Below are 12,645 nucleotides of genomic sequence, written 5' to 3'. Positions count from 1 at the left end.
ACCTCCTTGTCATATTGCTTCCGGTATGTCACCTACATCTTATTTCATTAGGTTGCTGCTCGTTTCTTATTCTTTTTGAAATAAGCAATGATCGCGATGAAAATTAAAGGAATAATGTAAGAACAAAGCTTTAACAATGGCTCAGCTACTGTTACATGTTCACCCCAGCGGGCATGCCCCAACGATAGTTGAATGAGAGAAAAAAGAAAGCAAATGAATGCAAGTGGAAAGATAAGAACGTTTGGATCTTTGACTTTCAGCAAATGAACGATCGTCATATACAAAATATAGAACGTAATCACCGCCTTCATATAGGAAGTTGTAATAAGCGAATAGCCAATTAAGATGTCAAACCTCGTTACCCGAGCCACCTCATAAGTGGAATACGGTCTATCCCCTGCAATCGGGCCAAAAACGAGTAATGCACAAATCGTCACGGCCACCAAATAAATCCAATTGAACGTAAGCGCACTCACCATTCCTTTTTTTACAGAGACATAATCTTGGTTAGACACAAACGGGAGCAACATAGAAAAAATGACGAGTTCGGAATATGGGAAGCCCAAAAAAGAAAAATAGGTCCCATGGAGGATTGGTTTTATACCATCAGGCATAACGGGAAGTAAGAATTCAATGTCGTAGTGACCTGCAGCAAGCAGGAGAATAACCGTTATAAACAAAATACTTGTGATAATAAGCATGGGAAACATCCGCGCAAATAGCTCGATTCCCCCTCGCGCAGTAAAAGCAACGGCAATAAAGATGATCAGATTAAACAAGTAAAGTGGCGTCTCCCGAAGCATGGAGGAAGTCATAAACAACCCAATATCAAGGACGATCCCAGCGGTGCTGTTTAATTGTGTGAACGCAAACGGAATGCCGATCAAAACGGTTAGCCATTTCCCGACTAACGAACGACTGTATTCAATAAACGTTAAACGAGGATGCATTTTATGCAAGGAAAGCACGGTAGCTAGGAGAGCAATGGCTCCGATAAATGAGAGCAGCAACGAAAGCCACGCCCCGTTGCCAGCGTTGCCAATGAGTGGGGCCGGAATGACAATAACCGCTGAACCGGTTAAAAAGATAAAAAACAGCATTGACAATTGGATTGGCGTTATCTGTTGTTGACCTTTCATCTGTACATCTCGCTTTCACTCGATTTGTCTTCGCCAAGCTGCTACAGCTGTCAAAATGAACAGAGGGAGATTGACAATCGTAACAAGAAGAATATCAGTAACTAGAACAAATTCATTCCATTTCGCTACGCCTTCAGAAATAATAACCATTGAGAATAGAAAACCTATAAGAGCTAAAGGAAACACAATTATTTGCTCATCTTTGATTCCAAATAATTGGCCAATGACTAAGCTAAGAATGTAAAGTATAATCACATCCAATAGAAAGGCCCCTGCGATAAGGGAATATCCAATCAAAATTTCAACACCTGTAATAATTTCGTACAAATGAATGGTACGTGCTATTTCGAATAAAGAATATATTCGTTCTCCTGCAATTGGGCCGAACACGAGGATTGTACTTAATGTAATACCTCCCAATAAAAAGGTACCTAGGAGGAGAGAAAGGTACATTCCCTTTTTAAGCTTGCCATACTCTCTTTTATCAACAAACGGCAAGAGCATCGAAAAGAGAACGATGTCGGCATAGGGAAATGAATAAGAAAAAGATGCCCCTAGTAGGACCGGTTTAATACCGTCCGGCATGACCGGAAAAAAATGCTCCCATTGATATTGCTCACTTGCTAGTGCGAGAACGAGTAATACAACCCCGAAAACAGTTAGATTTAGAACTGTACTAGTTCGGGCAAATACTGTAATTCCTAATCGTGCAGTTAAAGCAACGATAGACAAGGTTAAAAGCACAAAAACATATAAGGGGGTTTCCCGCATCATCGTTGCAGTCATAAACAAGCTGATATCAAGGGCATTCCCGCTGAGATGATATAAATTCAACGTAATGAACGGTAACATGAACAAAATTGTAAGTGGCTTCCCTACTAATTTGTTGCTGTACTCGACAAACGAAAGGTGGGGAAATTTTCGATACAAATAAAGTAAACATGCCACAAAAATGAAGCCTGTAACCGCTGATAAGAGAATCGACAACCACGCTCCATTTCCCGCATAACCGATTAGAGGACCTGGTATATTAATGATCGCAGCTCCTATTAATAAAAGGAAAAACAAGCTAGACATCTGATGCGCATGAATACGCTGCTGACTTTTCACTCCCTTTCACCTCACTTTGGCCGCGCGTTAAGAAGGGGGGGCCTCTAAGAATTCAACAATGTGACGAGCAGGCTCTCGAAATAAGGCATCGACAGCCGTATGCAAAAAAGGCCAGTCTAAATCAAACACAAAAATAAGACTCTGATAAAGGGCAACAAACATGAGACCAGTGTATACTCCGATTGTTTTCCCTTCCTTTTCTTTTAGTTTTGGTATGTCATAACCTAATATGACAGCGTAAACGACTATCATCACAATGAGCTTAATGACCATTTTGAGTTCCTCCGCTCGACCGTATAAATTAATGATAAAAAAGGAGCGTCATTCGGTGAAAGTAGGCTTTCCAATCATTGTGCCTGTATTTATGACTCGCAATTGGACATCCACCGAAAATTCAGCTTTAGCAAAGCGTTCATCCCAATCAGCCTTCCATTCCTTCCACTTTTGCGGATCCTTGCCGTAAATTTTGTTTCCTATGTTGATAGCATCGAATTTCTTTTCCTGTAAAGTAGCGACGGTGGTTAAAATTTGTTGTTCGAAAAATTGGCTTATGTATTCAACAAACTCTTGTTCCTGCTCAGGCTCCAGCGTTTCTGAACAAGCCAACTCTTGAATGACCACCTCCATCCGAACAGGGATCGATACGCGCAAGGAATCCCCTTCAATAATTGGGCGTACCGCAGAATCCATTGAGACGACTTCAATCACTTCCACCTGTTGAGGTTCTTCTTTCTTTCCCGGACAAGGAAATTGGATCATTCCGTTTTGATAGTCCGTTCGAATTATTTGTAAGTACTCCACTAAATCAGGGGACAGCTTGTCCACTAGCTTTCCGTCCTTCAATAAGCCCACACCCGATACTGTCGCGGAAGGCTGGGGATGGACATCCTCTTTATGGATTAACGGAATGACCGCATTCCCTACCTCACTTCGTAATTGCAGGGCAATTTTGAGCAACCTCGTTTCAATGCTTTTATTGGCAAACGTGTGAGCCCCCTCTTCATTCACTAACAGTTGGTGCCCTGGGGTCATCTCCATCAATGGGGCAATGTTCAAAAAATCGCTAGCTTTCCCTTCTGTTACAGCAATCGACGAAATAATTCGTGGTTCATGATCACGATAAAAAAACTCTAGAAGTTCAGCAACTCCTCTTTCTTCTGCCAATCTCTCGGCCACTAAGATCGAACTAATATGGCTCCACTGTGCTTTGCGACCAATGTGCATTGGAATGTTACGAAGAGCCTTTGTAACCGATTCTGCTGATGTTTGAATGTTGAGATAATTTTGTCCTGCCTTCCCGCCTCCCATCTGTCCGACTGCCCCTTCGGGTGAAGGGCGGTATAGTTGAGTGGTTAACATAATATTCCCTGCCTCTGTCTCATCGAGTGCGAGCCCAATTACAAAAGCTCGTTCGGTGAGCTCTAGGCCATCGCAACTCATAAGGGAGAACAGCAAACACAAGACAAGAAGACGGGAAAGGTATTTTTTCATAGGAATTCTTCTCCATATTAAGAGCATACGTCTTAATCACCCCTTACTTCATATGGACGTTTTCGTGGTGATTTGATCAACGTTTTAAATGGCGCCCTGATAAACACATCTCGAAGTTCTCTGAATTTAAACGGCCCAACAGGACTTAAATAAGGCTGGCCTAACGAGTGCAGACTGACTAGATGAAGCCAAATTAAGATTAAGCCGATCATTAGGCCAAATCCACCTAGAAGTGCCGCCAAGACCATGAGTGGAAATTGCAAAAGCCTAAGCGCGATAGCAAACGTATACTGTGGTAACGCAAAGGAAGCAATTCCTGTTAAGGCAACGACAATGACCATAATCGGGGAAGCAATTCCTGCTTGAATCGCTGCTTCTCCTAGCACGAGAGCGCCGACGATACTAACAGCTGCACCAACGGGCCGAGGGAGCCTGACTCCTGCTTCTCGCAACAGTTCAAAGAAAATCATCATAATTAATGCTTCGATTAAGGAAGGGAACGGAATCCCTTCCCTGGCATCAATAATCGCAAGGAGGAGAACGGTCGGTATTAGTTCAGGGTGGAACGTCGTTAATGCGATATAAAGAGCCGGTAGGGTTAACGCGATCATAAGAGCGATTACTCGTAAAAATCGAATGCTGCTCGCAAACACCGCTCGCTGGTAGTAATCTTCACTTGATTGCATCAATTCTACAAACAAGCTCGGACAAATGAGGATCGATCCCGTTCCGTCGACCATGACGATTATTTTCCCATCCAGTAGTGCTGCAACGGCAGTATCTGGCCGTTCTGTATAACGATATTGGGGGAATGGAGAATAGGTCGAATCCTCGATCAACTCTTCAATGTAGGATGTTTCCAAAATATCCCCCTCAGGAATCGATTTGACTCGCTGTTTAAACTCGGCAAGGACTTTTGGATCCACTAACCCATCGACGTATCCGTAAGCTACTCTCGTACGGGTCTCACCTTTACATGTAAACATTTCAATTTTAAAGTTTGCTGACTTCAACCGCCCTCTTATTAGGCCAATGTTTTTATCTAAATTCTCAATCGTCCCTTCTCGTGGTCCCTTAATGACCGGTTCAGTAGGCGGTTCGTCAACTTGCCTTGTTTCGACACTAATCGCCTTATACGCAAGGGCTTTGTCCCACTGATTAAAAAAAATGACAATGTGACCATTTGTTATTTTTTCAATTACGTCATCAAAATCTTTAACAAGACGATGAGAATGAGCTGACGCAATGTTTTGTTCAAAATGGGAAATGATGTCGTCTGGGGTCACTTCCTCCCCTGGACCAACTTCATAGGGGACCAAATCTTGCAACGAAGCCTTCATATAGTTCACCATTTTACGCTGAACAAGGGAGTCAAAATAAACGGAAAAAGCCGTATGAGCCATTTCCGATCCGTATCGCCAATGGAGCACAACTAAGTCTTCACAATGAGTAAAAATATTCTTTACCTGTTGAAGGTTTTCGATTAGATCTGTTGAAATATGCTTAGGTTGTTGTTCGAGGCGCTCCTCGATTTTTTCTGTTACTTGGTGATTAAGCCTTCGAAAACCTTTCCTCTTGAAAAAGCTCATAGCTGCACCCCTTTCCTATTCATGACTTAACAATTAACCATAGATTGAATCACGCGATTCGCATTGCCATTAGTATTAGAAAGCAAATGCAAAATATGTATGAATCTGTTAAAATGATGCAACAAATGAAAATACACTACACCGGACTCTTTCATACCAGATAGATCTTTAGACCCACAAAGGAAAATGGTAGTAAATCTACATTTTTCAACAATTTCCAACAAATTTATTGACCTCCACCCTACAGTTCTGTAAGATGGTCAAGTGAAACCATCATTCGACTGTTTGACAAAACAAAAAAAGATAAAGAAAAGAGAGGAAGAAGATCGAGTATGGGGAAAAAACTTGCAGTTATTAGCTTATTTACTGCCCTACTTTTCATATTCAGTGGGTGTAGCACGTTAGTCGGCCTTTTTTCAGGTAAATCTGATACGATGATGGAGTATCTAGAGTCAACCAATGATATGGATAGTGCCCACCTCCTATTATTGATGGAGGAAGAAACCATCCTGTCTGAAGAGGAACTCTTGAACTTTACTGAAAATAAACTTTTACCTGGGATGAGAGACTTCTTGAATCAAGCAGTCGACGTGCGCGAGCAATTTGACGATGAGGAGCTCTTGGAAGTTCATGACCTCCTTATTGCATCATACGAAGCCTTAATTGAAGGAAACGAATTATGGTTAGCGGATCACGAGGATGAAGGGGCCTATCAATTAATGGATGAGTATGTTACTTTGTATGATCAATATACTAATGAACTTGAGGCGTTGGCGAATGAGTGGGGCGTCACCATTACATGGGAAGAATTAGATCTCGAAGCTGAAAGTGAATAAACGACAAAAAAGTGACCCTATTTACATAGAGTCACTTTTTTTGATTCTTATGTTTACACCGTTGTTGGCTCTACTTGAAACAGTGGATCGACAGCCATTTTTAGCTCAATCTCTAATTCTTTTTGAAATCGAGTCTTCTCTTCTTCCGTCCAAGAAAACTCTTCCGCCATCCAACGAAGAACAGCCTCTTTCCATTGATGAACCAGCGAGATATTAAAGAACAGGGCACCTGTACGCCGGACAAAAAAGTCTAAAGGGGTGGCGACCATTTCCTGTTCCACTCCATACTGTAGTTGCCCAAGCAACAACGCTGGAAGTCCATAATGTTCTGCCTCTTCTTTTCCTTCATGAGCATAGTTAAGCACATGATCAACATTTGAACCGTACAGCTTTGCAAGACGTCTCACTTCATCAGCGTCAAAGCCCAGTTTTGCCCCTTTGCGGCTCGCTTCGTCTAAAAAGCGCGGGAATCCTTGCGCACCTTCCGCTAGCCCACCCGATAAGCGGATAGCTGCTGTCGTGCATGGTTCGTTCACATTTAATCCCTGTGCAACGGCATCTACAGTTCGCTCGGCCATTTTTCGATAGCCGGTTAGCTTTCCGCCTGCAATGGAAATGAGTCCGCTATCGGAAAAGAAGATTTCATCTTTACGAGAAATTTCAGATGCCTTTTTTCCTTCTTCGTGGATGAGAGGACGTAATCCTGCCCAGCTAGACTCTACATCGTCAGCTGTAAGGTTTAAGCTAGGAAACATGTAGTTCGCCGCAGCAAGAATATAGTCACGATCCTCCACGGTCATACGCGGGGAAGCGATATCTTTATCATAAAACGTATCGGTCGTGCCAATGTAAGTCTTTCCTTCTCTAGGAATGGCAAAAATCATTCGCCCATCCGATTCCGTATCAAAATAGACGGCTTGTCGTAACGGAAAACGAGATTGATCTACGACAAGATGGACACCTTTTGATAGTTTTAAATATTTCCCATGCTTTGAACGGTCCTTTTCTCTTAGCGTATCCACCCATGGACCTGCTGCGTTGACTACTTTTTTCGCATAAATTGTATGAGTGGTATCTGTTAATCGATCTTTCGCAACAACGCCTACCACTTTGCCTTGGTCATATATGAATGATTCCACTTTCATATAGTTAAGGGCGACTGCCCCTCTTGCAACAGCTTCTTTCATAATCTCTAACGTTAAACGCGCGTCATCTGTTCGATACTCGACATAGATTCCGCCACCTTTTAAATTTTCTTTTCTGAGAAGCGGCTCTTTTTCAAGTGTTTGCTTTTCATTTAGCATGTATCTCCGCTCATCTTTTCGCACATCGGCTAAATAATCATAGACTTTCAACCCTAACGATGTGGAAAATTTGCCGAACGTACCATCTTTAAAAATCGGCAGTAACATCCACTCGGGAGTCGTTACATGTGGGGCATTTTCATAAACAATTGCACGCTCTTTCCCCACCTCAGCCACAAGCTTAATTTCAAATTGCTTCAAATAGCGTAAACCGCCATGGACAAGTTTTGTTGAACGGCTTGAAGTTCCAGATGCGAAATCATTCATTTCCACAAGACCGGTCTGAATTCCTCGCACTTGCGCATCAAGGGCAATTCCTGCACCTGTAATCCCCCCTCCAATGACTAGAAGGTCCAGTTGCTTTTCACTCATCTCGCCAATACATTTATCTCTTTTCTTTGCTGAAAACATTGTGCGCTCCTCCTCTTGAAACGATGTCGTTTTTTACCAATGGATCGAAAAAAAGAGACCACAACATCTTGGTGCAATCACCAAGTGTTGTGGCCTCTCCTAATCTCCGACCAATTCATTAACTTACCTATAGTATACTGGCTCATCGGAAAAAATGCAAGGGGAAACCGCTTACTTTATTACGGTTTATGCTTCTCTGTTTTGATAAATCGGTGCAAATAAATCCTCTAACACAAGAGTAACAGCTCCGATCGCCGTCCCCCATTCTCCGAGCTCGGCTGTGACTACTTCGGTTTCCCTCGCCTTTGCTGTTAACGCTCGCTCTTTTACCATTTTTCGTAACGGCTCTAAGACAAAATCACCTGCTTTTGAAACACCTCCACCGACAATGATTCGATCTGGATTAATAAAATTGATGATGTTCGTAATGCCAATCCCAAGGTATTTTCCTGCCTCCTCAAGAATTTCGATCGATAAAGGATCTCCGGCTAAGGCACATTGATGGATGATCTCTCCTGAAATGCGGTCCATGTCGCCTTCTACTTTTTCCAAAAGCATCGTTTTTCGTCCTGAAGCGATGTCGTGGATCGCCCGTTCTTTTAACATATTCCCACCAGCGACTGTTTGCAGACAGCCATAATTACCGCATGTGCACTTTTTCCCATGAATATCAACCGTTGTATGGCCAATCTCTCCTGCAATTCCGTGGACACCGTGAAAAAGACGCTTATTTAATACGATCCCCGCACCAATTCCGACACCTACATTTACACAAATGACATGATCAATCCCTTGCCCATTACCAAACCACGTTTCTCCAAGTGCAAGAGCACGAGCGTCATTTTCCACAAACACAGGGACATCAAATGTGCTCTCAAACGGTGTTTTCAGGTCGATGTTCGTCAATTGGAAATTGGGAGCGAACACGGCCATACCACTTTGATGATCGACGATCCCATGCATACCAATTCCGATACCGATTACTTTATCTTTTTGCATCTTACACTGTTCAAAAAGCGTTACAGTTATTTTTATCAACTGATCGATCAACGTTTCTTCCGTTAAGTCAGAAGATAGCTCAACCGTTGTTTGCCCTTCCACTTCTCCATTTAAATCTGTAAGCACTGCACGGACGCGGTACCCTCCTACATCAAGGCCAATCACAAAGGAGTTTTTCGCGTCAATCGTTAATAAAATAGGCTTTCTTCCGCCTCTAGACTCTCCCATTTTGCTCTCACGAACAAGCTTTTCCTCGATCAATTCTGCAACGATATTCGTTACTGTTGGAGGTGTCAGCTTCGTTTTTTTCGCAATATCAGCCCGAGAAATCGGCCCATCTAAACGAATCGTATTTAATATGAGCGAGCGATTCATAGACTTCATTAATTGAAAGCTTCCTGCTACTGGCATGCTGGCCCTCTCCTTCATTTATTCCACACATAAGGATTCATCTTCATCATGATTGTACCTGAACGTGTCATTGGAGACAAATAGATTCCATGTTCACTGAACATCTTGAACGAAAAAAAGATCCCTCAGAACCTAGTAAGCTCTAAGGGACATCTGACATTTATTTAAAGGCTTGTGCGGCGCGAACAGCCTTTTGCCAACCTTCATATAGTTTTGCTCGATCAGCTTCTTCCATTTCGGCAGTGAATTTCTGTTCTAGGTTCCAGTTGTTCGTAATTTCTTCTTTTGATGTCCAGAAACCGACAGCCAAACCGGCTAAATAAGCTGCCCCGAGTGCTGTTGTTTCTTGAACGGTCGGTCGTTCCACCGACACCCCTAGCAGATCACTTTGGAACTGCATAAGGAAGTTATTAGCCACCGCTCCACCATCGACACGAAGCGTTTTTAACGAAATACCTGAATCAGCTTCCATTGCCTGCAAGACATCTTTTGTTTGATACGCTAAAGACTCCAGTGTGGCACGAATGAAATGCTCTTTTGACGTTCCTCTTGTCAGACCGAAGACGGCGCCTCTTACATCCGAATCCCAATACGGTGTTCCAAGGCCTACAAATGCTGGCACAACATAAACCCCATCAGCGGATGTGACCTTCGTTGCATAGCCTTCCGATTCCTTCGCCGATTTCATCATTCTGAGACCGTCTCGCAGCCATTGGATCGCGGAGCCAGCGACAAAAATACTTCCCTCCAAGGCATACTCCACTTTTCCGTCGAGGCCCCAGGCGATGGTCGTCAACAGCCCATGCTTTGACTTCACCCCTTGGTCTCCAGTATTCATTAACATGAAGCATCCTGTACCATACGTATTTTTCGCCATTCCCTTTTCAAAGCACGCCTGACCGAACAGTGCAGCTTGCTGGTCTCCTGCGGCGCCTGCAATCGGTATTTCCTCCCCGAAGAAATGGTAGGATACCGTCTCGGCATACACCTCCGATGAAGGACGTACATCAGGAAGCATCGCCCGTGGTACATTTAGCATCTTTAACAGTTCGTCATCCCAACACTGCTCATAAATATTGTAGAGCAACGTTCGCGACGCATTGGAATAATCGGTCACATGAGCCTTTCCACCGCTCAACTTCCAAATGAGCCACGTATCAATCGTACCGAACAACAACTCTCCTCGTTCAGCTCGTTCTTGTGCTCCGTCCACATGATCAAGAATCCACCGCACTTTCGTACCTGAGAAATACGGATCGATGAGAAGACCCGTCTTTTCCGTGACCATTTCACTATACCCTTCCGCTCTTAGGCGTTCGCAAATATCAGCCGTTTGTCTAGATTGCCATACAAGGGCATTGTAAATTGGACGTCCGGACTCTTTTTCCCATACTACTGCCGTTTCCCGTTGGTTGGTAATGCCAATGGCGGCAATTTCTTTCGCTTCTACATTTGTTTTTAATAAAACACCGGCGATGACTGACAGGACCGATGCCCAAATTTCATTTGCATCATGCTCGACCCAGCCAGGCTTAGGGAAAATTTGCTGAAATTCTTTCTGTTCAATCCCGATAATTTCCCCTGCTTCATTAAATAAGATCGCCCGTGAACTTGTTGTTCCTTGATCCAGCGCTAAAATATATTTTTTTGTCATACCACATTCCCCCAATTTTTCTTAAAATTTATTTCGCCATTGCAACCGGTTGATCTTTTCCTTTTGCCTCGTGCTTCTTCTCTATGAAACTAGCATATAGGAGAACGAGAGCAAACGCAGCTAAAAATAACCAAAGAGCCGAGTAGACGATGCCTTCGAACAGCGCTGCATACGTTAGCGCCCCAATGCCCCCTCCAATAATCGGACCGACGATTGGAATCCAGGCGTAACTCCAATTGGATGAACCTTTACCTGGAATCGGCAGCAAGAAATGGGCAATGCGCGGACCTAGGTCACGGGCCGGGTTGATCGCATAGCCAGTTGTACCACCGAGAGATAAACCAATGACGACGATAAGTAAGCCGACAATAAGTGGGTTCAATCCTTCGGTAAACTCATTGGCACCGATTGCTAGAATACCAAGTACTAATACAAACGTTCCTAGCACTTCACTAAAAAAGTTCGCAGGTAAATGTTTGATCGCTGGATCTGTTGAGAAAACAGCCAGTTTAGCACCTTGATCCTCGGTTGCTTTAAAATGAGGATAATAGTGTAAAAAGACGAGCGTTGCCCCAATCATCGCACCGAGCATTTGTGCGACAATATATCCTGCCACTTGGCTCCATTCAAACGCCCCGACAAGTGCCAATCCAATCGTTACTGCAGGATTTAAATGGGCCCCGCTAATTTGACCTACACAATAGACAGCAGTTGCTACCGCTAATCCCCAAGCAGCGGTGATGACAATCCATCCACCATTTTCTGACTTTGTTCCTTTTAGAACAACGCCAGCTACAACACCGCCCCCTAAAATAATCAAAATCATCGTGCCAATTACTTCTCCTAAAAACGGTGACATCTCTCATTTCCCCCTTTTTCTTAAAAAATGATGACGAAAAAAAGAGATCAACAAATGTTCTAACAAGCTTGCTCGTTAGAATGATTGTTGATCTCCAAATCTCCGTCACAGGATTATTAACTTGCCTTTATTTAATCACATGTTTGTAAACGCTGTCAACAAAAGTTTTTTGCAAAATTTTTGCATTCTTCTACATTATCTCCACAATTCCTTTTTCGAAGTGGACACGGCAACCGCCCCAGAACTAAGCGCAGCATCCACTTCATCCCTTGTGCGAACAAGCCCGCCGGCGATGATCGGGATTTTCGTATGTTCAAAGACCTCTTTAATAATATGGGGCATAACGCCTGGTAACACTTCAATAAAATCTGGCTGGGTAATCTCAAGGAGCTTGTAGCTAGACTCAAGGGCTTGAGAATCTAGTAAAAAAAGCCGTTGCACGGCAACTAACTTGTGCTTTTTCGCAGTCAATACAACATTTTTCCTTGTAGAAATCAGCCCATAGGGACGGATCTCTTGGGCTAAAAATTGCGCAGCGAACTCATCCGTTTTCAATCCTTGGACAAGATCAGCATGAAGGAACAGATGTTTCTTTTTCGCTTTGACTAACCTCATTAAACTACGGAGCTGAGCCACATGGCTATTTAATAACACGATGTATTTGTATTCCGTCTCCAAAAAGCGCTCCAGTTCCTTCGTTGTTCTAGCAGCTGGTAGAATTTGTTGTTGTTCGAAAAATCCGCTCATTCCTTATCCCCTTATTTTCTCTTTGACATCTTGCTTTAAACGATTTAACCAGTCTGTCGGCATTCTGTCAACTGAAGGTTAAGGGGACATATTGT

General features: G+C 43.3%; 11 protein-coding genes. 1 reads left to right on the top strand and 10 read right to left on the bottom strand.

What is annotated here, in order from left to right; translation table 11 throughout:
• Positions 1–47: 47 nt before the first annotated feature.
• The 5 genes from FED51_RS06200 to FED51_RS06180 are packed head-to-tail and all read right to left on the bottom strand — an operon-like array spanning position 48 to position 5,329.
• Positions 48–1,139 carry a GerAB/ArcD/ProY family transporter gene (locus FED51_RS06200; protein WP_053431670.1) on the bottom strand — a complete coding sequence of 364 codons (1,092 nt, stop codon included), beginning with the start codon at positions 1,137–1,139 and terminating at the stop codon, positions 48–50.
• Positions 1,140–1,154: 15 nt separating this feature from the next.
• Positions 1,155–2,249 (bottom strand): GerAB/ArcD/ProY family transporter, encoded by a 1,095-nt coding sequence (locus FED51_RS06195; RefSeq protein ID WP_053431671.1) that lies wholly within the window; start codon positions 2,247–2,249, stop codon positions 1,155–1,157.
• A 27-nt stretch (positions 2,250–2,276) separates the two neighbouring features.
• A complete protein-coding gene (locus tag FED51_RS06190; RefSeq protein WP_010897272.1) occupies positions 2,277–2,522 on the bottom strand; it encodes a hypothetical protein in 246 nt (81 codons plus the stop codon).
• Between the two features lie 48 nt (positions 2,523–2,570).
• Positions 2,571–3,740 (bottom strand): Ger(x)C family spore germination protein, encoded by a 1,170-nt coding sequence (locus tag FED51_RS06185; protein WP_053431672.1) that lies wholly within the window; start codon positions 3,738–3,740, stop codon positions 2,571–2,573.
• 32 nt (positions 3,741–3,772) lie between these two features.
• Entirely contained in the window at positions 3,773–5,329 is a 1,557-nt protein-coding gene (locus FED51_RS06180) for a spore germination protein (RefSeq protein ID WP_083445579.1), read from the bottom strand.
• A gap of 332 nt (positions 5,330–5,661) precedes the next feature.
• Here FED51_RS06180 and FED51_RS06175 point away from each other — a divergent pair, with 332 nt between their 5' ends.
• Positions 5,662–6,165: a hypothetical protein gene (locus FED51_RS06175; RefSeq protein ID WP_053431673.1), complete on the top strand. Its 504-nt coding sequence runs from the start codon at positions 5,662–5,664 to the stop codon at positions 6,163–6,165.
• A 53-nt stretch (positions 6,166–6,218) separates the two neighbouring features.
• On the opposite strand, the gene FED51_RS06170 is transcribed toward FED51_RS06175, so the two are convergent.
• From FED51_RS06170 to FED51_RS06150, 5 genes are all read right to left on the bottom strand, one after another.
• On the bottom strand, positions 6,219–7,880 hold the full coding sequence (locus FED51_RS06170) for a glycerol-3-phosphate dehydrogenase/oxidase (protein ID WP_053431674.1): 1,662 nt from the start codon (positions 7,878–7,880) through the stop codon (positions 6,219–6,221).
• 186 nt (positions 7,881–8,066) lie between these two features.
• Positions 8,067–9,290: an ROK family transcriptional regulator gene (locus FED51_RS06165; protein ID WP_010897264.1), complete on the bottom strand. Its 1,224-nt coding sequence runs from the start codon at positions 9,288–9,290 to the stop codon at positions 8,067–8,069.
• 160 nt (positions 9,291–9,450) lie between these two features.
• Positions 9,451–10,944, bottom strand: coding sequence for a glycerol kinase GlpK (gene glpK / locus FED51_RS06160; protein ID WP_053431675.1), 1,494 nt, complete (start codon positions 10,942–10,944; stop codon positions 9,451–9,453).
• Positions 10,945–10,972: 28 nt separating this feature from the next.
• Positions 10,973–11,803 carry an MIP/aquaporin family protein gene (locus FED51_RS06155; RefSeq protein ID WP_010897262.1) on the bottom strand — a complete coding sequence of 277 codons (831 nt, stop codon included), beginning with the start codon at positions 11,801–11,803 and terminating at the stop codon, positions 10,973–10,975.
• Between the two features lie 195 nt (positions 11,804–11,998).
• Positions 11,999–12,550 carry a glycerol-3-phosphate responsive antiterminator gene (locus tag FED51_RS06150; RefSeq protein WP_053431676.1) on the bottom strand — a complete coding sequence of 184 codons (552 nt, stop codon included), beginning with the start codon at positions 12,548–12,550 and terminating at the stop codon, positions 11,999–12,001.
• Positions 12,551–12,645: the final 95 nt, after the last annotated feature.

This window comes from Halalkalibacterium halodurans, assembly GCF_005671335.1.
GTDB classification, from domain to species: domain Bacteria; phylum Bacillota; class Bacilli; order Bacillales; family Bacillaceae_D; genus Halalkalibacterium; species Halalkalibacterium halodurans.
Note: the sequence above shows the minus strand (reverse complement) of the source record. Positions and strands in the feature narration are given on the sequence as shown.